At 59.3% G+C, this 22,561-nt stretch carries 17 protein-coding genes and 9 pseudogenes; 8 read left to right on the forward strand and 18 right to left on the reverse strand.

Annotated elements, in window-relative coordinates:
• Positions 1-34 precede the first annotated feature (34 nt).
• The 3 genes from XH92_RS44085 (at position 35) to XH92_RS44090 (ending at position 1,696) form a co-directional block, all read left to right on the forward strand.
• Positions 35-400: a hypothetical protein gene (locus XH92_RS44085; RefSeq protein WP_194456351.1), complete on the forward strand. Its 366-nt coding sequence runs from the start codon at positions 35-37 to the stop codon at positions 398-400.
• A gap of 82 nt (positions 401-482) precedes the next feature.
• Entirely contained in the window at positions 483-1,436 is a 954-nt protein-coding gene (locus tag XH92_RS36155; RefSeq protein ID WP_194456352.1) for an acetate--CoA ligase family protein, read from the forward strand.
• Positions 1,391-1,696, forward strand: coding sequence for an acetate--CoA ligase family protein (locus XH92_RS44090; protein WP_194456353.1), 306 nt, complete (start codon positions 1,391-1,393; stop codon positions 1,694-1,696). The genes XH92_RS36155 and XH92_RS44090 overlap by 46 nt, the downstream gene beginning before the upstream one ends.
• 526 nt (positions 1,697-2,222) lie before the next feature.
• Here the strand turns inward: XH92_RS44090 and XH92_RS36165 are convergent.
• Positions 2,223-3,164: pseudogene (locus XH92_RS36165) on the reverse strand (IS630 family transposase).
• A gap of 230 nt (positions 3,165-3,394) precedes the next feature.
• Positions 3,395-3,613: pseudogene (locus tag XH92_RS36170) on the reverse strand (transposase); the annotation flags it as partial.
• A gap of 213 nt (positions 3,614-3,826) precedes the next feature.
• Here XH92_RS36170 and XH92_RS36175 point away from each other — a divergent pair.
• Positions 3,827-5,043, forward strand: a pseudogene (locus tag XH92_RS36175) (IS110 family transposase).
• A gap of 236 nt (positions 5,044-5,279) precedes the next feature.
• Positions 5,280-5,606: a hypothetical protein gene (locus XH92_RS44095; protein WP_371817865.1), complete on the forward strand. Its 327-nt coding sequence runs from the start codon at positions 5,280-5,282 to the stop codon at positions 5,604-5,606.
• A gap of 111 nt (positions 5,607-5,717) precedes the next feature.
• Here the strand turns inward: XH92_RS44095 and XH92_RS44100 are convergent.
• The 5 genes and pseudogenes from XH92_RS44100 to XH92_RS36200 form a co-directional block, all read right to left on the reverse strand.
• A pseudogene (locus XH92_RS44100) lies at positions 5,718-6,158 on the reverse strand (transposase); the annotation flags it as partial.
• A gap of 402 nt (positions 6,159-6,560) precedes the next feature.
• Positions 6,561-7,367: an AroM family protein gene (locus tag XH92_RS36185; RefSeq protein WP_246787914.1), complete on the reverse strand. Its 807-nt coding sequence runs from the start codon at positions 7,365-7,367 to the stop codon at positions 6,561-6,563.
• A 189-nt stretch (positions 7,368-7,556) separates the two neighbouring features.
• Positions 7,557-8,699: an ABC transporter substrate-binding protein gene (locus XH92_RS36190; protein ID WP_194456355.1), complete on the reverse strand. Its 1,143-nt coding sequence runs from the start codon at positions 8,697-8,699 to the stop codon at positions 7,557-7,559.
• A 218-nt stretch (positions 8,700-8,917) separates the two neighbouring features.
• Complete coding sequence (locus XH92_RS36195) at positions 8,918-9,991, reverse strand: ABC transporter ATP-binding protein (RefSeq protein ID WP_246787916.1); 1,074 nt, start codon at positions 9,989-9,991, stop codon at positions 8,918-8,920.
• A gap of 71 nt (positions 9,992-10,062) precedes the next feature.
• Entirely contained in the window at positions 10,063-11,706 is a 1,644-nt protein-coding gene (locus XH92_RS36200) for an ABC transporter permease subunit (RefSeq protein WP_194456357.1), read from the reverse strand.
• Positions 11,707-12,361: 655 nt separating this feature from the next.
• Between XH92_RS36200 and XH92_RS36205 the strand changes: the two genes are divergently transcribed.
• Entirely contained in the window at positions 12,362-12,586 is a 225-nt protein-coding gene (locus XH92_RS36205) for a DUF4147 domain-containing protein (RefSeq protein ID WP_194456358.1), read from the forward strand.
• Positions 12,587-12,672: 86 nt separating this feature from the next.
• Here XH92_RS36205 and XH92_RS36210 read toward each other — a convergent pair whose 3' ends face one another.
• The 6 genes and pseudogenes from XH92_RS36210 to hisD all read right to left on the reverse strand — a co-directional run.
• Positions 12,673-13,584: a substrate-binding domain-containing protein gene (locus XH92_RS36210; protein WP_246788617.1), complete on the reverse strand. Its 912-nt coding sequence runs from the start codon at positions 13,582-13,584 to the stop codon at positions 12,673-12,675.
• Positions 13,467-14,654, reverse strand: a pseudogene (locus tag XH92_RS36215) (IS3 family transposase). Before XH92_RS36215 ends, XH92_RS36210 begins: the two are co-directional and overlap by 118 nt.
• A gap of 175 nt (positions 14,655-14,829) precedes the next feature.
• Positions 14,830-14,940 (reverse strand): annotated as a pseudogene (locus XH92_RS43380) (transcriptional regulator); the annotation flags it as partial.
• A complete protein-coding gene (locus XH92_RS44105) occupies positions 14,937-15,080 on the reverse strand; it encodes an SDR family oxidoreductase (RefSeq protein ID WP_371817866.1) in 144 nt (47 codons plus the stop codon). The gene XH92_RS44105 and the pseudogene XH92_RS43380, both read right to left, overlap by 4 nt.
• Positions 15,058-15,472: pseudogene (locus XH92_RS44110) on the reverse strand (SDR family NAD(P)-dependent oxidoreductase). The gene XH92_RS44105 and the pseudogene XH92_RS44110 overlap by 23 nt, the downstream one beginning before the upstream one ends.
• A gap of 232 nt (positions 15,473-15,704) precedes the next feature.
• A pseudogene (gene hisD / locus XH92_RS36230) lies at positions 15,705-16,683 on the reverse strand (histidinol dehydrogenase); the annotation flags it as partial.
• 55 nt (positions 16,684-16,738) lie between these two features.
• Here hisD and XH92_RS44115 point away from each other — a divergent pair.
• Complete coding sequence (locus XH92_RS44115; protein ID WP_371817867.1) at positions 16,739-17,437, forward strand: acetoacetate decarboxylase family protein; 699 nt, start codon at positions 16,739-16,741, stop codon at positions 17,435-17,437.
• Between the two features lie 175 nt (positions 17,438-17,612).
• Here XH92_RS44115 and XH92_RS36240 read toward each other — a convergent pair whose 3' ends face one another.
• The 3 genes from XH92_RS36240 to XH92_RS43720 all read right to left on the reverse strand — a co-directional run bounded on the left by XH92_RS36240 (position 17,613) and on the right by XH92_RS43720 (position 18,990).
• Positions 17,613-18,548, reverse strand: coding sequence for an amidohydrolase (locus XH92_RS36240; protein ID WP_210345512.1), 936 nt, complete (start codon positions 18,546-18,548; stop codon positions 17,613-17,615).
• A 128-nt stretch (positions 18,549-18,676) separates the two neighbouring features.
• A complete protein-coding gene (locus XH92_RS43715) occupies positions 18,677-18,811 on the reverse strand; it encodes a hypothetical protein (protein ID WP_256437505.1) in 135 nt (44 codons plus the stop codon).
• Between the two features lie 56 nt (positions 18,812-18,867).
• Positions 18,868-18,990 carry a hypothetical protein gene (locus XH92_RS43720; protein ID WP_256437508.1) on the reverse strand — a complete coding sequence of 41 codons (123 nt, stop codon included), beginning with the start codon at positions 18,988-18,990 and terminating at the stop codon, positions 18,868-18,870.
• Positions 18,991-19,198: 208 nt separating this feature from the next.
• On the opposite strand from XH92_RS43720, the pseudogene XH92_RS36245 reads away from it, so the two are divergent.
• Positions 19,199-20,140 (forward strand): annotated as a pseudogene (locus XH92_RS36245) (IS630 family transposase).
• 12 nt (positions 20,141-20,152) lie between these two features.
• Here the strand turns inward: XH92_RS36245 and XH92_RS36250 are convergent.
• Positions 20,153-20,947, reverse strand: coding sequence for a 3-hydroxybutyrate dehydrogenase (locus tag XH92_RS36250; RefSeq protein WP_194456360.1), 795 nt, complete (start codon positions 20,945-20,947; stop codon positions 20,153-20,155).
• Positions 20,948-20,977: 30 nt separating this feature from the next.
• The gene (locus tag XH92_RS36255) at positions 20,978-21,814 is read right to left on the reverse strand and encodes an acetoacetate decarboxylase family protein (RefSeq protein ID WP_194456361.1); all 837 of its coding nucleotides are present in this window, start codon (positions 21,812-21,814) and stop codon (positions 20,978-20,980) included.
• Positions 21,815-22,561 lie beyond the last annotated feature (747 nt).

The following is a 22,561-nucleotide window of genomic DNA, read 5'->3' on the forward strand; positions in this document are numbered from 1 at the left end:
GCTGAAACAGGAGAGGTAGGCGCGACTCTACAAGATGAGTTGGTGCAACGCGCAGCTCAGGCTGGAATTAGGCTTATCGGCCCCAATTGCCTTGGAGGCGCGCAAGCTTGGCGGTGGCCCAAGCCTATGCGTCAGCCTAGGGAATCAAGCCGACGTCCAGATCGGGGAAGTCATCGATATTATGGCTGAAGACGAGTCCACGAAGGTGATCGTCGCCTACGTCGAGGGTGTGCGTGATGGGCGCGCATTTCTCTCGGCAGTCCGTGAAGCCGTCACTCGTAAGCCTGTCGTCATAATCAAAGGCGGTCGGACTTCTGCGGGAGCCAGGTCCGTGGTGTCGCACACAGCAAGCCCCGCGGGCTCCGCCGAGGCCTACTCGTCGATATTGCGATCGGCCTGAGCCGTTCTGGTTGAAGACCTACAGGATCTCTATCCAGTTGCCCTGACGCTTTCCAAGGCTCCTCTCGCACACGGAACAGGCGTTGCGGTCATCGGTGGCGGCGGCGGTCTGGCGACGCTCACGGCGGACGCCGCTGGAACGCAAAGGTTTGATCGTGCCCAGGCTTTCTGCGGAGGTCCAGGCGAAGTATCGGGATATTTTGATCCCACGTTCTTCCGTGAACAATCCAATAGAGTTTGCGGGCGCTGGTGAGGAACGGTCCCTTGCCGTGTACCAGCAGTGCGTCGAACTGGCGATGCAACAAGATAAGGTCGATTCAGTGTTCGTGTACGGCTATTTCGGCGGGCTACGTACAGATCTCGAACAGGGCACGAATACCTATACAGCTTCTGCCCGCGCTCTCTGCAGCTTGGTCAAACGGTATGCGAAGCCACTGGTGCTACAATCCATCTATGCGGATGATCCGCTTCCTGCGTTCGACCTACTCAGGGCCGGCGGGATCCCTGTCTTTCGGCAGCCCGAGACAGCGGCACGCGCACTTTCTTCTCTCGTCGAGGCTGGGCGTCCGTTTGGCCATGGAGGGCGTTCTGTATTCCAAGAGCCCGGACATAACTCGGCAGTGGCTGTGCAGGCGCCAAATGTCCTCTCATTTCCAAGCGCGGCCGAGCTGGCACGTGGCTACGGCATGCCCATTTCACCTCTCACCGAGGTGGCAGATGCCGAAGCGGCGGTGCAGGAGGCAGGCAGGACGGGTTATCCCGTCGTGCTCAAGCTTCTGCTTCCCGGCGTAGCCCATAAAACCGAGGTCGGTGCAGTCGCGGCCAATCTTACAAATGAAGCCCAGTTGCGCGGGGCGGTGGAGCGCATGCTAGCAGACACTCGAATGCCGGGGCCCTCGAGTGAGCGCCGGCTGGGGATTGGCCCGATGGTAAGGTCTGGGGTCGAGGCGGGGTGGGGGCGCTCCGCGACCCGACCTTTGGGCCGATTGTCATGGTTGGCTCTGGCGGGATTTTCGTTGAGCTCTTTGGAGATGTAGCATTCGATCTCGCCGGACTAGATGAAGCGGCCGCCGAACGGCTTATCAAACGCACGAAGCTGGCTGCACTTCTAAGTGGAGCTCGAGGGCGCGACGCGATCCCGCTTCAACCGCTGTGTAGGACTATCGTTGCGGTTTCGGATCTGATCCTCGCTAATCCGAGAGTTGCGGAGATCGACTTAAATCCTGTCTTCATAGGCCCAGTCGGCGCGATCGCCGCGGACGTTCGAATTGTGGAGCAACAAGCAGACCCCGGCTAATGGAACCGGCAGCGACGCTTCGATCATTGGATACCTTATTGCGGTACATCCCGGTGCGCCGGAATGCCTGAGCAAGTCTGTTCTTGCCGTATTGATCCTGAAAATCTTCCGGCGCCGTGCTGTACGCTTAGTGAGCCGGCCGCGATAAAGAGTTCGGTTCTAGCACACGGCAATATCCAATTCGAAACCGACGGCCTACCAGCCAACGAAGGTGGCGTTCCAACAACGTAGGGCTTTTCCTCTCGCATGCGATTCGTCGTACGGCCAAGTTGCCTGTTTACGACATCACAGATCTATGGCGGCTGACAATGGCTTCGATCGCATAATAGTATATTGTCGCACTACATATAAAGCGTTCGATTTCATCGCCGGTGACGGCTAAGCCCTCGCTGGTGATCGGCACTCCGCAGATGCGATCTGCGCTGCGGCTCGATCATCTCAGCGAGACTGGCGATTCTCACTGCATTTCCTGAGCCGAGCGCTTCTGCGCAAGTGCCTTTACTGCCGTTGCTAGAGCAGATTCTGATCAGACGCGATCATAGCCGGCAGCGGCGAAGAAGTTCAGACACTCTTGGGCGGTGAAGGCGGCCAAGGCGAGGGCGATAGCGTTGACCAAAGCCTCGATAGATCTGGCGGCCGCCTTTCGAAGGGCGGCTTTGAGCTTGGCGAAGGCCATTTCGATCGGATTGAGGTCGGGCGAATAAGGCGGCAGATAGAGGAGCCGAGCGCCCGCTGCATCGATTGCGATGCCGACCTCGGCCCGCTTGTGTGCTGCGAGATTGTCCATCACCACGATGTCGCCGGGCCTGAGTGTCGGCACGAGGACTTGCGTCACGTAAGCCTCGAACGCCGAACCATCCATGGGGCCATCGAGGACCATCGGCGCCGTCATGCCAGTCGCCCTGAGCGCGCCGACGAAGGTCGTCGTCTTCCAATGACCATGCGGGAGCGCTGCAACACAGCGCTGGCCGTACGGCGAACGGCCATAGAGCCGCGCCATCTTGGTCGAGGCTCCGGTCTCGTCGATGAATACCAACCGGTGGATGTCGATCTCAGGCTGGGATGCCTTCCACGCCGCGCGTTCAGCGGCGACGTCCGGCCGATCCTGGTCGCTGGCGTGCGATGTTTTTTTGAACGTGATGTTGCGGCGATCGAAGAACCGCCAGACCACGCTCGGCGCGAAACGCTCGCCGTGGACTTTGAAGAGATGATCGGCGATCTCGGCCAGCGTCATGTCAGGCGTAGCCTCGACCAGGGAGAGGATCTCTGCAGCATGCCCCTCGATCCGAGCCGAACGCCGGTCGCCACCCTGCGCTCCGCCTCACAGGCGCGGGTGCTTCGCCACTCGCTGACCAGTTCGATCGCTGTCGACGGCGCCACGCCGAACCGGCCGGCGGCAGCTCATGCCTTCATCTTCCACGGCCCGAACAAGGCGAAGGCGAGGGTCCGGCGAGAGGGGTTTAGCCATGGGGGCTGGCCTCCATCACCAGCCCTCAGGGTGAATCACGATTTGCCCCGGAAGGGAATCCCTTTCGATTCCGCCAGGTCGGAAAATGCTCTAGCCGGCATGGCCGTCAGCGGAAAGGCGTCTTTACACGCGGTCTGCAAAGGCCGAGGACCGGCGACTTCGGGCTCGAGTAGGATCGTGTCCCTTGGCGTGATGTAGATCACCACGTTCACCGGCATGGGCCGGACAGGTCAGCTGGCGATTGCCGGAAGGCTGACGGTGGGATCATCGCTCAACGGCGCGATGGTTTCCAGCGTCATGTAGCGGGCCCGCTGGACGGCCCATTCATCGTTCTGCTCAAGCAGGATCGCGCCGACGAGGCGAACGATCGCGTCTTCGTTGGGGAAGATGCCGACCACCTCGGTCCGCCGCTTGATCTCGCCGTTGAGGCGCTTGATCGGGTTGGTAACCGGTATGAGATTTCTCGGTGCCAACGTTCCGCTGCGGTATTCTACATCGTGGCGTATGGTGCGACCATCGGGACAGAGGCACCGGGAGCACGATGAGCCGAGAGCTCGAGTTAGTAGCTGCGCCTCTGCGACTCGCCCGGTTGCGCCGAGAGCGCGAATCCGTAGTTGTCGTGTCGCCCGCAGCTCCCGTGACGTATCTGACAGGAGGTGCGAATGCGACGGGTAATTGGCATTGATGTCCACCGAACCTTCGGGACGGCAGGCTTCGACATGCAGGCCGCATTGATATGACGCGGACTGCGCTGGAGGGATTTGGCAAGACCCTGCTGGCCAGTGATGAGGTGGTGCTCGAAGCGACCGGCAACAGCATCGCGGTGTCGCGAGTGCTGGCGCCATACGTGGCGCGGGTGATTATCGCCAATCCGTTGCAGGTGAAGGCGATCGCCCGGGCTCACGTCAAGACCGATAAGATCGATGCTGGCACGCTCGCCAGTCTGCTGGCGGCGGGATACCTGCCGCAGATCTGGACGCCTGACGCAGAGACCGAACGCAAGCGCAGACTGGTGGCGCGGCGCTACCAGATCGTGCGGCATCGTACGCGGCTCAAGAACGAGGTGCATTCGATCCTGCACGCACACCTGATCCCGAAGTGCCCACATGCCGATCTGTTCAACGCCCGCGGCCGGGCGTGGTTGGCCGCTCACCCGTTGCCCGACGATGAGCGAGCGACCATCGATCGGCACGTCCGTGAGCTTGACCGGCTGGCGGAAGACCTAGCCCTGCTTGACCGCGAGATCGCGCAGGACGCAATTGAGGATTCCGCGGTCAACAGATTGATGACGATTACCGGCGTGAATCTGGCGGTCGCCGCCGGCATCGTGGCGGCGATCGGCGACATCAGCCGGTTCAACAACCCGCAGAAGCTGGTGAGCTATTTCGGGCTGAACCCGCGGGTCCGGCAGTCCGGGTTGGGAGCCGCCCACCACGGCCGTATCAGCAAGGTCGGCCGCAGTCATGCGCGCGCCATGCTGGTCGAGGCGGCCTGGGCAGCGGCCAAGGCGCCCGGTCCACTGCATGCGTTTTTCGTGCGCATCCGCGCCCAGCGCGGCCATCAGATCGCCGCGGTGGTCGTGGCGCGGAAGCTCACTGTGCTCTGCTGGCATTTGCTGACGAAGGGCGAGGATTACCTGTGGGCGCGCCCAGCGCTGGTCGCCAACAAGACCCGCGCGATGCAACTTCAAGCCGGACATCCGCAACAGAAAGGCAGCCGGCGTGGACCAGCCTATGCCTACAACATCAAGGCGCTGCGCGACCACGAGATGTTGATTGCCGCCCAGGCGGAGCACAGCTACGAACGCTTCGTGTCGCAATGGAAACCGCGGCGGCCAAAAACCGGCGCGCGGGCGCCTCAGCTCGGCAAGACAAAATAGGCAGTCCGGTGACGCTTGCAGCCGACGCGTCACGCTTCACCACGAGGTCGCCCGCGCCCAACAACCATAATCGCGGCTGACGGCAAGTTCTAGCCAGGAATGCAAGTCCCATTCCACGCCAGCGTGCCGCCGCGCGCAGGGCCGGTCAAGGCCAAGCCTTGCGGTGGCCGCAAATGCGGCCAGCCTTGACCGCCCCTGCGCGCGGCGGCTGCGAGATCGGTGGCCGGGACGGAAGAATGACCCACAGCGCAGCCGAACAAAAGAATGGACTTACAGCGATCTCCGCAATCGTCGTCTCGGCCATGAAGAAATCGCTTGTCCATCTCATCCGTCGAGTGAAGGTTGGCGCGGTGCGCGGCCGGGAAGCTCATGTAGGCGAGCACGTCGGTCTCGGCCTCGTCGAGGAACGCCGCGAGCTTGGGCAGTTGGGGCGGAACTGGTCGGCAATGCGCCGCCACTGCGCCCGCGCCGCCTCCGCATGGTTCTGGGCGAAGGCGGTTGCGATGAAGGCGGGAACGATGCGCCGCCGCTCTTTCCGGCATGCGCCAGCGCGTTGCGCATGAAGTGGACGCCGCAGCGATGCCAGGTAGCGTTGAGAACCTTGCCGACCGTGGTTTGATCCCCTCATGGGCGTCGGAGATGACGAGTTTGACGCCGCGCGAGCCCCGCCGCGCCAGCTTGCGCAGGAACGCGGTCCAGAGCGTCTCTGCTTCGGACGGACCGATGTCCATGCCGGGCACCTCGCGCCGGCCGTCGCTGTTGACCCCCACCGCGATGATCAGATGATCACCGCGACCGAGACGATGCGCCGTTCTGGCGCTCTCCACAAGGTGGCGTCAATCCACAGATAGAGCCAGCAGCCCTCGATCGGACGGTTGAGGAAGGCCTTGTCGTCGATCTCACTGCACACAGCCGCGACACTGGCTCCTGGAGATCCCTCTCATGCCCATCGTCTGCAACAGGTCGTCGACCGAGCGGGTCGAGACGCCCTGCGCGTAAGCCTCCTGCACCACGGCGGTGGGCGCCTTCTCGACCAAAGCGCGGGAAGAGGAGCCTTTGCGCAGCTTGGGAATACGCGGACCGACGGTGCCGGCTCGGGTCTTCCCAGCTCCGATAGCGGTAGCCGTTGCGCCGGGCCAGAGGCTCTTGGCTCTTCGCCCGTAAGCCGCCCCGCCAGGCCATCGACTTCCAGCTCCATCAGACGGCCGACGGCAAAGCCGATCATCTCGCGCAACAGATCAGCACCTGGGGTCTTCTCCACGAACGCGCAGGTTCATCATGTCGTCGGTCATCGGTGGCTCCTCGAACAGGGTTGGTATCGCAACCCGGACCTTACCGACGAATCATCGTTGACTACCGGCGAAGCCGCTCTCTCGCCACGGCGCCAAGGCGCGCGTCGCGAGCGGCTTCACTAACCCGCTACACCATCACCCGGGATACGACCTCGAGTAGGCCTTTGCGATAGCGCGCGCATGACCAGCAATTTTACAGACCGGATCTGTGATGAAATATAGGATTTAGTCGATTCCGATAAAGACTTTTCGTCTCAGACCAGCAACGAAGAATTCAACCATCGAAGTAAAGTCGAAGACAGGAACGCCGGTCGCCCGCTGAACTGCCGCTGCGAAGGGAGGCAATTCCGAACATTCCAACAAGAATGCGCCGATGTCCGGGCGTGCTTCAAGTAAGGTCAAGGCGGCGTTGACAGTTTCGGCTTCGACCGCGCTGAAGTCAAAGTCACCACTCGCTGTCATAACCGCTGCAGAGAAGACCGGCGCGCTTTCCAGCCCAGCGATCGCTAGACGGTGAAAGTTTGTCCGAAGTCCTGCCGCTTCTAAGAAATCCGGCGCGAGCGCTGAAGCTTTCGCGGTAATGATACCAACCGTTCGGCCTGACGGAAGCATCTGCTCGAGAAGCGGGATAAGAAGAAGTGGTGAAAGGAGGACGGGTACGTCGACCGCAGCCCGAACTGCTTCCTGGTATCTGATCATGAATCCGCAGTTGGCAGTTATCAGTTGCGCGCCTTCGCGATCAAGCTCTTTCGCCGCTTCCACAACCATCGATTCTGACTCTTTATCGCCAAGATCTAAAAGCGTCGCGAATTTCAACCCTTTGACATACCTGTAGCGCACCGGGACGCTGAACGTACTTGCGTTGCCCGAACTTCCGGGCGGATAGGGACGATCGAAGGGATCATCCATGGTCAGGCGCTCGACGCCCAACATACCCACCGGTGCACCGTAGTACTGCAGTTTGCGCTTCCGCCGGGCGGACCAGAGCTTGTCCTGAGAAAACGCTGCTTTCGTGTCGTGCTTGTTCATCATTGATATTCTCCCTTCAGACGGAGTTCCAAAGACGTAATCCGCAGAACCTTGCTTGAATCACTCGGATACCGCGGCGGCCCGGCGGTTTCGCGTGTTCTAGCTTCGCGAGATATTCGCCACGACCGGTCCCCATATCAACCGCCGGGGTAGGCGGAACCAAAGATACTCCGCCGCCGTGACGACTAACTGCTATTTCGCGCGCCACGCGAGCCAACGCTCTCGTAGGTGCTCAAGGTTGGTCTTACCGTCGGAGCGTTTCACCGCGAGCCACTCGGAGTCCTGGACGACGATTTTTGAAGAGTTCTCTGGATTTACACTCAGTAGCGGGATCAAATCGGCCGGTAGATATTTGAGCTGATTTGTGTTCGGGGACGGATATCCCGTTCCCTGCGTAAAACCGGCCGCAATCTGCGCGCGGTTCATGAACGCAATGTACTTTTGCGCATTTGCTGTATTGGGTCCGTTTTTCATAATCGCTGAAATGGGGCTGTAGTTGACGTATGCATCTACCCAGGAAAATTTAATCGGAGCGCCTTGGCGGATCGCGCTGATTGCGCGGCCATCGAAGATGCTGGTCATCACGTATTCACGATTTATCAGAAGTTGAGGCGCTTCTCCGCCGGCAGTCCACCACTTTGAGATGTGCGGCCTGATCTCATCAAGCTTCTTAAATGCGCGATCGAGCTTGTCATCGGTCAGCGGCCAGACATCCTTGCGTGCTACTCCGTCGGCCAGGAGAGCGAACACGAAGTTATACCTTACGTTGGTGGTATCGAGCCCCCGTGGTCCCGGAAACTTCTTGACATCCCAGAAATCCGCCCAGTTTTTTGGGCCGCCCTTTGGAAACGCGCGCTCATCATACCCGACTACAACTCCGGAGGAGTATCGCGTCACTCCGCATTGAAGGCGAGACCGAGACGGAACGCCATCCAGGGATTCTTGGTCCCACAGACTGTAATCGATCGGCGCGAACATCCCGGCTGCATTCATGGATGGATAGTTCGACGATTGCACATCAATGACGTCCCAATCGATTTTGCCGGCGCGGAACATTGCCATCGCCTGTGGTTCAGCCTCGTCAGCCACCACATCTACGACTTTGATTCCTGTCGCCTTGGTGAACGGGTCGTAGACATTTCGCCGAACGCCTTCTGTAAAAGGCCCCCCAACGCTAAAGACGACGACTTCGCCGCTGCCGGCGAGCTTTTCCTGAGCCCAAGCAACCGTGGCCCTACCTACAAGCGGTACGCTCAATAAGCCTGCCGTTGATTGCAGTACCGTTCGCCGGCTCAGGCCGGAATTTGAACTGCTGCCGAATTTCCGCATGGTCATGAGGCTCCTCATCCATCCTGAACAGAACTACATTGTCCGCAAACCCGGCCATCGGCCTCTAGTTGTCGACGCGGCGTCGGTTACGTGCCTTACGATCCCCGAATAGATCGACGACTCTTGCACTCGTAGACCGTGGGCCGCACGTGACCCGGATCGGAACCGCATGCTGAAGTCGTTTCGGGCCAGCTCGCAGTTTCATCGTGCGCAAGCTCGCCAACCTACTCAGCCAGAATAGTCGCGTCGTTGGCAGCCCATGAGGCCACGCATGTATCGCCGATAGCGGGTCGCGCGTCAGCCGATACGTTCAGGACCTTCGATGTGAGCCGCAATCCAGAATCGTTGCAGAATTCAAGAATCGTCGCGTCTCCAACAAATGTCATGTCAACGATGCGTCCTCGAATTCCATCACGGGTTTCGATGGCTTTCTTCTCCAGACGCAAATGTTCGGGCCGAACACAAAGGCTCGCATCCCGGTCTGGCCCAGTCCAGCTCATCGCGGGCAACCTCTCGCTTGTAGAACCGTAAACGATGCCGGATCTGAGACTGACGGGTATGAGGTTAACCTCTCCGATGAAGCCCGCCACGAACAAGTCGGCCGGTTTGCGATAGATCTCCTGAGGAGCAGAAACTTGTCGAATTCGGCCCTCATGCATCACTGCGATCCGATCGGACATAGCGAGTGCCTCTTCTTGATCGTGCGTGACGTAGATCATCGTTTTACCAACTTGTTTGTGCAGGCTCTTGATCTCGTTCCTGAGGTGCTCGCGGAGCTTCCTGTCCAACGCGCCCAAAGGTTCGTCAAGAAGAAGAACGGGTGGTTCGAAGACCAGCGCCCGGGCGATGGCAACTCTCTGCTGCTGGCCACCCGACATTTGATGCGGATACCGTGAGGCCAGAGCACCGAGATGCACTTGATCGAGCACGCGATGCACGCGTTGTTCGACCTCCGACTTGGCCACACGACGCATTCGAAGCGGATATGCAACATTCTCTGCCACTGTCATATGCGGAAAGAGAGCGTAATTCTGAAAAATCACACCGAGTTCGCGACGATGGGGCGGATCCCGTGTGATCTCCTTCCCATCCAACAGGACTTGGCCACTGTCTGGGATTTCGAATCCGGCCATTATCATCAGGGTCGTTGTCTTTCCCGAGCCACTTGGACCCAGCAACGAAATGAACTCTCCGGGCGATATGGAAAGACTCACGTCGTCAACAGCCGTGACACCACCATAACGCTTCTGCAGGTTATGCAGCGCGATGGCTCCAGAGTTCGCACTGACGCTGCTCAACTTGGTCCTCATCAACATTGGAGCTCCCTAACGCAATTCAAAGTAGCTTCTTGGTTATGGTGCTGAGCCGGTCAGCTACTCTTACGGCGCAGCAGGGCACTAGCGATAATGACAACCGCCGCGAACAGCATCTGCAGGGTCGCTACGGCTGCAATAGTGGGATTGATGTCCTGCTTGATCCCTTCCCACATGCGCATCGGTAAGGTTGTGATCCTTCCGATGCCGACAAATAAGACGTAGACGACGTCGTCGAATGAAGTCAGGAAAGCAAAGAAGCAGGCAACGATGAGGGCCGGCATGACGAGCGGCACGACGATCGTGCGGAAGGTTGCCAATGGTCCGGCACCGAGGCTGCGGGCCGCGCGCTCGTACGCCGGATTAAGGTCGCGTAAGCTCGCAACCACGATCACTACCACGAACGGGATAGCGTGAACCGCATGGCCAAGCGCCAATCCGAACTGGGTTCCTTGAAGCCCCACTCGAACCAACAGGAAGTACGTCGCCACTGCGGACAAAATCGTCGGAATGATAATGGGTGAGAGAACGAGAGCGACCACCGCTCCACGGCCGGGAACGCGACCGCGCGACAATCCGAAGGCAAGCATGCCGCCGAGTACGGTGGCCATTCCGGCGGCCATCAGGGCGACGCGAATGCTGGTTAAGGTTGCGCGCGCCCACACTGGATTGGCCAGATAGGCTTCATAATTGCGCAACGAATAGCCCGGAATGGGAAAAACAAAATAGGACGATGAGCTGAACGATAGATATGCAACTATTAGTACGGGCAACAGCAATAGTGTTGCCAGACCCCCCGCGAATATTGAAACACCATGGCCGCGCATCGAAGGGAGCCAACGGTCGACCGCATTTGCCGCAACGCCGATGTTCAACAGCCACCGTCCCCCCATCTGACGGCGGACAGTGGAAGTCGCATTACTGTCCGAAAATCCCAGAAGCTGCTCAATTGGAAAGAGTTTCCCGCCAATCCACAAAATAGCTAACACCGCTACGAGAAGGACGGTCGAGAGCGCCGAGGCAAACGTCCAATTGAGCTCATTCACGATCTGTGAACTGATCTCCATCGTGATCGTGACATCCGAGAGGCCGCCGAGCAACGCCGGAGTGATGTAAAAGCCCAGACAATAGATGAACGCCAGCAGTACACCTGCGATCACACCGGGCAAACTGAGCGGCAGAAATACCGTGAGGAATGCAGCGAGCGGATTTGCTCCGTTTGCTCTCGCCGCGCGCAGCAGCCGTTGGTCGATACCTGACATCACCGTGTACAGCGGCAAGATCATGAGTGGCAGAACAATATGCGTCATGCCAATAATGACGCTAAATCGATTGTACAGCATGCCGACCGGCTGCGAGATCATGCCGAGCTGAAGCAAAATCTCATTAACAACTCCATTGCGCCCAAGGAGGATAACCCAGGCGAAGGTGCGCGCCAAGACACTGGTGAAGTAGGGTAACACCACCGCCACCAGCAGGAAGGTACGCAGGGCCGTTCCGCCGGTTGTGAGGGCGTAAGCGACTGGATAGCCGAGCACGAACGACAGCGCCGTCACCGAAGCGCTGATCTGCAACGTGTTACGCAACACGGTGACATAGGCAGCGTTGTCGGCGATACGCAGGAAATTTCCGAGCGTCCAGTTTGGCATCCCAAATGAAAGCAACAGAAGCTCCGCAACTGGAACGACAAAGAGCGCCACGAGGAAGATACCCCCGGGCAGCAATAGCCAAGCCCAACGTGTAGGCCCGGCCAAGGAAGCACGTCGCAAGGGCTCCGAAGGTCCGGCAGCATTTACCGCGATTACTGTCCCCGCCATCCTGGCCACCACTCCCCTGGTTGTTATCTGATCTCGCACCGACCTTGGGTGCCGAGCAACTGCGTATTCTGAAGCGTGGAAATGCTCGGTTCATCGCCGCTGCGCGGCGATCGAGATCGATTCTCCACTTTGTGACGACACTTAGGTCTCTTGAACCAACATTGCGTTCTCCCTCCTGACGAAGTCACACAATGCTGCCAGATTGACGTAAGATTTCAGAGCGTTAATTCACGCCAGAACGCCGGATTTATGCACACAAACGCACTTTTGCGCCGTTTTACGCGCGCCTGCAGCAAAGAGCGTCGATAGATCGGCAGCATACCACCGATCAATAGCGCCGATCCCGAGGCAACGCCCTGCACTCTCCGTACCAGCCGACTTCAAGAGCGCCTGCCGGTCTGCGAGAAGGCGATGCCAGCTCGAACCCCTCCACCGACCTCGCCCAGGGCCCGCCGCCGATTGCTCCCCTGCCAGGGCATCTGCCGGCGCCGCCGCGGGGACGCGTCATCTTGCTCGCGACCGGCAAAGGTGGCCCGCAATGGTCGCCGGCGCCGAGCGGCATTATCTCGACGCGATCGGCCTTGCCGCCGATCGCCTGCTCGGAACGGCGGCGACGTGTCACGGTCATGGCTGCGCGACGCGCCAGATCAAGGTGATCAAGGACTGCCATCCGGTGCCGGAGGATGCCCGTCTCGAGGCCGCGGCGACAGCGTTCGAGCTTGCCCGGGCGGCGACCGCCGACGATCTCGTCCCTGGTGCTTAACGACCAGAATGTAACGGACAATGCAGTGGAACGTCTTGTCTTTCATTTCTCGCCGTTTTCCAAAGGCAGACGTGCGGATCCCCTCACTACCAACTCGCCGCCGACGACAAGACGACGCGCTGGCTGATTAGGCCGCTCTGGAGATCGGAAATCATTCCCACAGTCGCCGTTACCATTGGTACAAGCGGTTGTGAGAATGACGTTAGATCAAAACTTTTCCAACGAGCGGGGCCAGCATCATCGAACCCTACGACGGATAAGTCGTCAGGAATTCGCAAACCAAACTCGTGTCGCACCACCTCGATGCACGGGAGCGCCATGTGATCGTTGGCACAAAAGATTGCGTCAGGCCGGTTCTTTTGCTGCAGTAAAGCTCGTGTTGCTCCCGCAGCCTCCATTTGGTTGTAGTGACCGACCGCTCGTTGCAACCCCGTATACCCGGCCCGCTCAAGAGCCGATCGGAAACCGCGCTCGCGATCTCGGCTCGTTGAGGACTCCTCAAGGCCCGCAATAAAAAAAGCTAGACGTTTGTGATTTCCCGCCAAGAGGAAGGACGCTATCGCCGCACCGCCACGCTCATTATCACCCGTAACGCTCGACATGTTGGCATCGTCTGTCGTTCTGTTGAACAGCACAATCGGAACACCGGCGCGTCTGCACTCGCGCGCAAGCTTAGAGGACAACATAGTCGATGCAAGTATAACTCCATCGACCTGATAGCGCATCACATTCTCGAACATGGGATCCGCTGTAGAGCCGTGTGCTGCGGTGAAAAGCAAGATTTGATAGCCGCGCGCCTGTAGTTGATTGGACAGCGCTTCTAGAACGTCAGGATGGAATGGGTTGTCGAGATAAGAGATTGTGACCTTGCCCCCAAGTTTTATCCGGTCCAGAGTTCGCCCCGGCTGTTGGATTTGCCCGGTTGGGCGGTGGTAGCGACGGGAGCTGGCGCGGAGCCCTCGGCATAGCGCAGCGCCAGATCCCGGCGCGGATGGCAGGTGAAGGCGAACTCGGACGGCGTCTTCCATCCGAGCCGCGAGTGTGGTCGTGCGTCGTTGTCATCGGTCCGCCAGCATCGGAGCGCGACGCGGGCCTGGGCCAGCGACGTGAACAGCGTCTCGTTCAACAATTCATCCCGCAGCCGGCCATTGAAGCTCTCGATAAAGGCATTCTGCATGGGCTTGCCCGGCGCAATGTAATGCCATGCGACGCGGTTCTGATCGGCCCATGTCAGGATGGGTTTGCCGGTGAACTCGCTGCCGTTGTCGCTGACCACCATCTTCGGCTTGCCACGCTCGATCACAAGCCGGTCCAGTTCCCGCGCCACCCGGGTGCCGGAGAGCGAGGTGTCGGCCACCAGTGCCAGGCACTCGCGCGTGCAGTCATCGACGACGGTCAGGATGCGGAAGCGGCGGCCGTCGGTGAGCTGATCCGACACGAAGTCGAGCGACCAGCGGTCGTTCGGCGCCATCGACACCGTCATCGGCGCCCGAGTCCCGATCGCCCGCTTGTGACCGCCGCGGCGGCGCACCGCAAGCTTCTCTTCCCGGTAGAGCCGGAACAGCTTCCTGTGGTTGATCACATAGCCCTCCCGCTTGAGGAGAACGTGCAGGCGCCGATAGCCGAAGCGACGGCGCTCCTGGGCGATCGCCCTCATGCGCTGGCGAACGCCGGCTTCGTCCGCCCGGGTCGTCTGGTATCTCACAGTCATGCGGCAGCAGCCGATGGCTTTACACGCCCGCCGTTCACTCATCCCGAAGGCGCCTCGGAGATGGGCGACAGCTTTCCGCTCGGCTGCGGGCGTCACCATTCCTTTCCCACGAGGTCCTTCAACGCCGCATTGTCCAGCATGGCGTCGGCCAGCAGCCGTTTCAGCCGCGTGTTCTCGTCCTCCAGCGTCTTCAGCCGCTTGGCCTCCGACACCGCCATCCCACCGAACTTGGCCTTCCATTTGTAGATGCTGGCGTCGCTGACACCATGCTTGCGGCAAAGATCGGCGACCGACACGCCGGCCTCATGCTCCTTCAAAATCCCGATGATCTGCTTCCGAAAAGCGGCTGCGCTTCATGCTCTGGTCCTTGTCGTGGGCCAGAACGAACTTCAAACTGGATTAAGCCCGAGGGTAAGGTCAATTGCGACCGCAATAATGCGGGAGCGACGCTGATCAACGAACGCGCAATGGCGTTTGGGCGATAGCTCAGTTTACGCGCGGCCTTCATGACGCGATCGCGAACTTCCGCGGAAATGCTGGCACCGGGAGTAAAGGCGCGACTTACGGCGGACTGTGATGTCCGCGCCTCTCGCGCGACATCTGTCGCCGTTACCCGACGATACTCGCCGCTTTCGTACTTCATTCTGCGGTCCACCCCCCGTCGATCAGGAGTGCCGAGCCCGCCATCATCGACGAAGCATCGCTAGCCAGAAAAACAATAGCGCCGCAAATATCCTCAAGTTGGGCAAGACGGCCAAGCTTAATTTTTTTGGAGCACTGCATCGCGAAATGATGCGCTCTCAAGAAAAGGCTTCGTCATGGGCGTTTCAACGAACGTCGGACAGAGCGTGTTAACGCGGATGTTGTATGGCGCAAGCTCGATGGCCATTCCTTTGAAAAGCCCTCCATGGCAACTTTGAGGCACAGTAGACGGAACGATTCGGCGATCCGACGTATTCCATTTGCGAGGATACGTTAATGATCGATCCAGGTCGCTTCGATGCTACCAATCGCCTCGCAACTGCTTGTGCGACAAAATAGGCGGCGCGTACGTTCAACCCCATAACATGATCGAAATCATCGACTGACACATCGAGCGAAGCGCAGGGCCGATTGGTTCCCGCATTATTGACTAATATTTCAAAGGGCTCGGCTTTTCCGAGGGCGGTTTGCATAGCCACCAGATCACTAACGTCGAGTGGCAAACATCAGCTTGCTCGCCCCGAGCCCGAATGGCGGCAGCGACGGCATCGATGTCACTTTTGCTCCTCGCTGCCAGCGTTACGGCGGCGCCTGCACTTGCGGCCGCAAGCCCTAAACCTCGCCCTGCACCGGTCACCAGCGCGCGTCGTCCGTCAAGCCTAAAGGAGGCTGGACGAGGAAGCGCAAGAGCAGCCGTCGCAGCGCTCATTCTGCTGCTTCTCCATAAGGAATATTGCAACCACCATAACGCCGCACGCGTATATTCGCTTGCTCGGCATGGCCAACAAATCCTTCCAACATGCAGAGACGTGAGCAGTATTCACCGACCATTCGTCGGATAGCACTCGTTGGTAAGTTACAGTCTTCAGGAATTTGCCGACCCACAGGCCGCCGGTGTAACGCGCCGACTTTTTTGTAGGCAAAGTATGATTGGTGCCGATGACCTTGTCACCGTAGGCCACGTTAGTGCGAGGCCCTAGAAACAATGCGCCATAATTAGTCATGTTTCCAGGAGATAATCGGGATTTCGTGTCATTACCTGGACGTGTTCTGATGCGATATTGTCGGCCTCACGAACCATCTCCTCGTCACTGTCACAAACCAAAACTGCCCCATAATCTTCCCATGCGCGACGTGCGACAGCCGAGGTTGGAAGGATCGTGAGAAGACGCTCGACTTCAGCCATTGTCTCACGAGCAAGCTTCTCTGACGTGGTAAGAAGAATGGCTGGCGAGTTTGGACCGTGCTCAGCTTCTCCCAGCAAATCGGTGGCGCACATTTCCGCATCAACAGAATCGTCGGCAATTACCAGTGTTTCGGTCGGACCTGCAAAGAGATCGATTCCCACGCGACCGAAAAGTTGGCGCTTTGCTTCTGCCACATATTGGTTTCCGGGCCCATCGCCTTCGATCATTTCAGTACCGATCGCCATCGCCCCGACTGCTTGCACGCGACCAAGGCAATAAATTTCATCGGCACCAGTGAGATACTGCGCAGCTACAATCGCGGGCGCTGGCTTGCCTTGATAGGGTGGCGCGCAAGTTGCGATACGCTTCACGCCCGCAACACGGGCAGTGATGACAGACATATGTGCGGATGCAAGCAGGGGATATTTGCCACCTAGCACATAGCACCCGACAGCATTTACCGGGATATTCTTGTGGCCGAGCACGACACCCGTCATTAGAGCTCTCACCGACGAAAAGGCCCTCACGCGGTTGCTCCCGCCAAGTTGTCGATTGGCAGGCGATCCGGTGCTGACAGTTGGCCTCACAATGCTGACCAATCTCGGATGGCTGGCTGGGAGGGGCTACAATATTTTCCGCGTCGGGTGCGAAATTATCTTTGACGGAAAAGCTGGATCCGTGCGCGGCAATCTAGCGTTGGTGCTCTGGGAGAACCACGCTGATCCGATACTGACCGGCCGAGAAGAACTTGGTACGCCAAAGCTATATGCTACCCTTCCCGATGCGGGTTTCCTTGAGGACAAATGCACCTTCGCTGCAAGTTGGGAGGGATTTCGTTTTGCCGAATTTGAGGTGGTAAACCTCAAATCTGGTCCGATAGCGGATCCACCGCCGCAGTATGCAGCTCAGGGGGGATTGCCGTTACTTTGCTATCGGTACCACCCGAAGGTCGGCGATTGGCAAAATGCCGATATCGCGACGATGACAATGTCAACGCCCGGGCTAGCGCCGCCGCCGGTCGTGCATCAGCAACTGAAGGGGGAAGGCCGCTTCGCGTTTTCGCGCCTCGCTGGGAGGATATGCCGACGCAGTACCCGTACGTTGCGACGCTTGCCAGCTTGCCGTTGTTGGAATTCCGCGGCGCGGTCGTTTCGAAGTCGTCAGGCATCGCAGATCTCGCTGCGATGGTCACCATTCGATAGCAGGGTTGGCCCTGGATACCAGCGGAAGAAGCATAGCGCGAGCCCTTGATTGACAAGGTCGTGAGGGGGCGACCTCTATAGGCTTTCGCACGAGCGAAAGAATCTACTACAATGAGCTGAGACAGATCGTTTTTGCGTGACAGCGATAACCCCACATAGAGCCGTCTGTTAATTGTCGCAGTCGCTGACTTAAGTAAGGATTCCGAGGCTTCGTGAACGCGCAATCATAGCGGTTTCGAGCCCGAAACCTGTAATCGATAAAAGCGCGCGGCAGTTCCGAAGAACAGCTCGTTCTTCTCGGTTGCCGAATAGCGCGCGGCGAAGCGTTTGAAGGCATTCCACAGAGTTGCGTAATCGCACGTCAGCGCATCAACCGGAAAATTGCTTTCGAACATTGCTCGTGACGGTGAGAATGCTTCTACACAAGTTTGAAGATATGGTCCCCACTCCTCGGCGAGCTGGGCGGAGGAGACTGGCTGTCTAGCGCTCAAAGAGGGGAAGCCCGAGTAGTGCATCGCAAGCCCGCCCAATTTCACGTAAACGTTCTTGCATTCAGCTAGCGCCTCGATATTGGCACGCCAAATTTGGAATCGGTCTTTCCGCTTCCCGACATACCAGCCTGTTCCCAGGGGAGTACCAACATGATCAAGGCAAATTGAAGTTTCAGGAAACGCCCTCGCGAGTTGGATTAACTCAGGAAGCTGGGGCTCCAAGAGCCAGGCATCGAAGGAAAGATCGAGCGCAGCAAGCAGCCGGAACCCAGCGCGGAACTGCGTATCACCATAGAGGCAATTGGATGTTCCGGATGCGGAGGGAGGGAGATTTATGTCGATTTCGTGAGCTATGTTTTGACGAACGCCGCGAAATCTTCCTGCGCCTGCTGCGACGTGGGCCTCGAGCACCGCTGCTGCGCGAGAGCCTAGTGCGAGATCAACATAGCCGGCGATACCAGCGCAGGGGCGACGGTCGTCATGAGCGTCACTGGCAGCCATGACCGCGATACCATTTGCAAATTCAGTTTCGCCGACTGGTGCGAATTCTATGGCGCCCGCCTCCCGATACATTGAGCCGCATTCCAAATGGACGGTGGCGCGAACATCGTGGCCCGCACTAAGATCAGCGAGCAATTCTCCGAGTAAATAACGAGGCGTTTTGCGCAAAACGTTATCGAAAGGATTTTGCGGCGTCCGAGTTGCCGCTACACGGTGCCTCCAATTCTAGAGGTGGTGATGCGGATCGATAATCGGCTGCGTAGGGTCGATGATTGCTTCGTTAATGGGTGAGCTCATTAGCTCTCTCCAGTTGATTTCGGCTCAAAAGCAAAAAGAACGTCCACATCCCATGCATCGAGATCGGCGAAGGACGATGAATGGGAATTGCCGCCGAGCTCGAGCACGACGTTGGTGGAGGCCGGCTGCTGCATCAGGAGCTTACCAACCGAATGTCGAGCCGATGAAACACACCGACGGCGCGCGATCATTACCTCCAGATTGCGACGGCATCGCCCGTCACGAGGTTGAGCACGCCTTTGGGTAAGCCCGCCCGTTCGGCGAGCCCGACCAGCGCCATGCCGTCCGAGGATCGGTCGGATAGCGTGAGCATGCGTCAAATCATTCTGATTATTAGCGTAGCGGCCTTTTCTCTTGGGTTACCATCTAGGGCGGCACGTTCAAGCGGGACGATACGCTCCAGTCCCTCAAACACGATCAGGATGGTGTCTCCACGCCGCCGACCTGGCGGAATCGAAAGGGATTCCCTTCCGGGGCAAATCGTGATTCACCCTGAGGGCTGGTGATGGAGGCCAGCCCCCATGGCTAAACCCCTCTCGCCGGACCCTCGCCTTCGCCTTGTTCGGGCCGTGGAAGATGAAGGCATGAGCTGCCGCCGGCCGGTTCGGCGTGGCGCCGTCGACAGCGATCGAACTGGTCAGCGAGTGGCGAAGCACCCGCGCCTGTGAGGCGGAGCGCAGGGTGGCGACCGGCGTTCGGCTCGGATCGAGGGGCATGCTGCAGAGATCCTCTCCCTGGTCGAGGCTACGCCTGACATGACGCTGGCCGAGATCGCCGATCATCTCTTCAAAGTCCACGGCGAGCGTTTCGCGCCGAGCGTGGTCTGGCGGTTCTTCGATCGCCGCAACATCACGTTCAAAAAAACATCGCACGCCAGCGACCAGGATCGGCCGGACGTCGCCGCTGAACGCGCGGCGTGGAAGGCATCCCAGCCTGAGATCGACATCCACCGGTTGGTATTCATCGACGAGACCGGAGCCTCGACCAAGATGGCGCGGCTCTATGGCCGTTCGCCGTACGGCCAGCGCTGTGTTGCAGCGCTCCCGCATGGTCATTGGAAGACGACGACCTTCGTCGGCGCGCTCAGGGCGACTGGCATGACGGCGCCGATGGTCCTCGATGGCCCCATGGATGGTTCGGCGTTCGAGGCTTACGTGACGCAAGTCCTCGTGCCGACACTCAGGCCCGGCGACATCGTGGTGATGGACAATCTCGCAGCACACAAGCGGGCCGAGGTCGGCATCGCAATCGATGCAGCGGGCGCTCGGCTCCTCTATCTGCCGCCTTATTCGCCCGACCTCAATCCGATCGAAATGGCCTTCGCCAAGCTCAAAGCCGCCCTTCGAAAGGCGGCCGCCAGATCTATCGAGGCTTTGGTCAACGCTATCGCCCTCGCCTTGGCCGCCTTCACCGCCCAAGAGTGTCTGAACTTCTTCGCCGCTGCCGGCTATGATCGCGTCTGATCAGAATCTGCTCTAGCGCGCAAGGCGGCCACCGTCGATGTTCCAGCCCACGCCGCGGACTTCGTCGGCATCTGGCGAGCACAGAAACGAGACGAGCCCCGCGACCTGCTCGGGCTTCACAAATTGGCCCGATGGGACGCTCGCCGACACCAGTTCAGTCGCGGCGGTTGCGAAGCTCACTCCATCCCGGGCCGCCCGGGCTTCGATCTGGCGTTCAACAAGGGGCGTCAAAACCCAGGCGGGGCAGACCGCGTTGCACGTTACGCCCGTTCGGGCAGTCTCGGAGGAGACCACCTTCGTCAGGCCAAGCAGTCCGTGCTTGCTGACGGCATAGGCCGCTTTGTGCGGGACGCCGACATAGCCGCTAACCGACGCAATGTTGATGATGCGCCCCCAATTCCGCTCCAGCATCGCGGGCAGCGCGCGCTGAATGGTCAGGAACGCCGCCGTTACGTTGACCGCTAGCACGGCGTTCCAGCGCTCAAGCGAGAACTCGGTTACCGGGCAGACGTGCTGGATACCGGCGCTGTTGACCAGGATGTCGATGCTGCCGACGGTCCGCGCAACCTCGTCGATGAGGCTCTGAGCGGCGCCAGGGTCGGCCAGGTCTCCGCCGAAGTGTCCCGGCTGGGGACCACTTCCCGATGAAGCGGCCGAGATCGCCGCCTTGATCTGTGCAGCGTCGCCCAAGCCATGCAGGCATACCGTAGCGCCATCTCGCGCGAGACGTTGCGCAATGGCTAGGCCAATACCGCTGGTCGATCCGGTGACAAGTGCAGTGCGGCCTTCAAGGCTGCGTTGGATCATAGGACGAACTCCAGTCTGATGGCGTTGCGGTCAAGCGAGGGTGCATTGTTGCGACAGGTCGGAAGCGCCGCGGCTCTCGACGCACCAGGCCTCGCGCTGCTCCAGAATCGGCAGCGCCGAGAGGGCCTGAACGATGTGGAACTGGGTGGGCATCTGCTCCCACGTCGTGGAATGAAAGTTCACCCGCCCCTTCCCGACGCGCAGTTTTTCGACGATAGGCTTGCCAGCCGGCGGCTGCAGACAGGCGTGCGCGACGGCGGCTTTGCCCCACTCTCCGGTTTGCGGGATGTACTTGTAGTGCAGCGTGCCATCGCTGCGTTGCTCGCCAAGACCCGGATAGGCCGGCATTCGAGGCGCGGCTTCGGAAAAGTCTGCGAGCTCGAGGACGGCAAACTCATGCCCCAGCCAGGACGCCGTACACGTCACCCGATCGCCCATAATTCGTGGCGGAGGAAGTTCGCACCAAAGCTTTGCGAAGCCGAGCTCCTCGCGACCGCTTATGATCGGATCAGCGAGATTTTCCCAAAGGACCGATAGGAAGTGACCGGCTACCTGGTCGCGCTCCCCGGTGTAGGCCGCCGGGAAACGCACCTGCAGCATCGAGTAACCACGCCCGGCAAGCCAGGCCAGCTCGCTCATCACAATAAATTCGACCGTCACCACGGGCTCGCCAACCAAGCCGAACCCTGGAGGCAGCAAACCGTTGAGCTGATCTCCGTCAGTGAGGAAGCTTACTGCCGCTGACCATCGGTGGGGCGTTCTCGACCAGTCGAAAGGCTTATAATCCGGTCCCTGACGAGGTCCTGCCGTAGGTCCGAAGCCATATGGCATTCGATACAACAGCCCTTCTTTATGAGCATGAACCATCAGACGATCCTCCAGCTTCCCTCTACGCGAATTCCGATGTGAACCAACCGCGTTCCGTTGGCCATTGAAGGGCACCTACCTGCGCCTCGCTAACGTCGTTGTCTTGCTTGCGCGTGAACCGGCACGCAAGGAAAGTCCTAAGCCCCGGAGCGCTCCGCTTCGGTCTTCGCCCTTCTTCACAGAGGCCCCATTTCTGGAGTTTTGATTTGCCGAGAAGATCGAAGATGCCCTCAATCGCGAGTTGCACTTTGGCGAGCGCGTCGGCACTCAACTCGCACCAGAGATGGCGATCATGTGCGAAGACCTGCACAACACCCTGGTTGGGCACGCCCCCAATTCCCTTCGGTCATTGTTACTATCTATGGCGAGCGAAACGGTCGCATGTCGACCGTTTTCGAAGCATACGGAAAGACTTATCCTGCCTCGGGGAAGAAAGTCGTCAAATTTGGCCGGGACGCGCTTACATCAGGCGAATTTACCAATCCTGACGCAGAACTCCGTCGTCAAAATCGGCCCGACCATGCGCATTCCGACGAAACTGAAGAACCGGTCGATACGACCAGCGCACCGAGATCGTAAATCCCGTCGTCGACCGCCGAGCAGCACCGTGGCAGCGGTTGGCAGATGAAGATGGCGTAAACTTCAACTGAACCTTAGAATGCGATTGGCGACCAACGCACATCGCCGCGGCCGCCTCGCCATGCTACAGCTCAGCGTGCAGGACGCATTAGATCCCTAGGGGCTCAA

The sequence above is a fragment of the Bradyrhizobium sp. CCBAU 53421 genome, from assembly GCF_015291625.1.
In the GTDB taxonomy this organism is placed as follows: Bacteria; Pseudomonadota; Alphaproteobacteria; order Rhizobiales; family Xanthobacteraceae; genus Bradyrhizobium.

Excerpts from the sequence above, each read along its gene's own strand:
- XH92_RS36185 (WP_246787914.1), bottom strand. The coding sequence starts at position 7,367 with ATGATGAACAAGCACGACACGAAAGCAGCGTTTTCTCAGGACAAGCTC.
- XH92_RS44095 (WP_371817865.1), top strand. The coding sequence starts at position 5,280 with ATGACCCACAGCGCAGCCGAACAAAAGAATGGACTTACAGCGATCTCC.
- XH92_RS44090 (WP_194456353.1), top strand. The coding sequence starts at position 1,391 with ATGGTTGGCTCTGGCGGGATTTTCGTTGAGCTCTTTGGAGATGTAGCA.
- XH92_RS36255 (WP_194456361.1), bottom strand. The coding sequence starts at position 21,814 with ATGGTTCATGCTCATAAAGAAGGGCTGTTGTATCGAATGCCATATGGC.
- XH92_RS36190 (WP_194456355.1), bottom strand. The coding sequence starts at position 8,699 with ATGACCATGCGGAAATTCGGCAGCAGTTCAAATTCCGGCCTGAGCCGG.
- XH92_RS43720 (WP_256437508.1), bottom strand. The coding sequence starts at position 18,990 with ATGCTCACGCTATCCGACCGATCCTCGGACGGCATGGCGCTGGTCGGG.
- XH92_RS43715 (WP_256437505.1), bottom strand. The coding sequence starts at position 18,811 with ATGCAGCAGCCGGCCTCCACCAACGTCGTGCTCGAGCTCGGCGGCAAT.
- XH92_RS44085 (WP_194456351.1), top strand. The coding sequence starts at position 35 with ATGAGTTGGTGCAACGCGCAGCTCAGGCTGGAATTAGGCTTATCGGCC.
- XH92_RS36205 (WP_194456358.1), top strand. The coding sequence starts at position 12,362 with ATGGTCGCCGGCGCCGAGCGGCATTATCTCGACGCGATCGGCCTTGCC.
- XH92_RS44105 (WP_371817866.1), bottom strand. The coding sequence starts at position 15,080 with ATGCAGTGCTCCAAAAAAATTAAGCTTGGCCGTCTTGCCCAACTTGAG.
- XH92_RS36250 (WP_194456360.1), bottom strand. The coding sequence starts at position 20,947 with ATGATCCAACGCAGCCTTGAAGGCCGCACTGCACTTGTCACCGGATCG.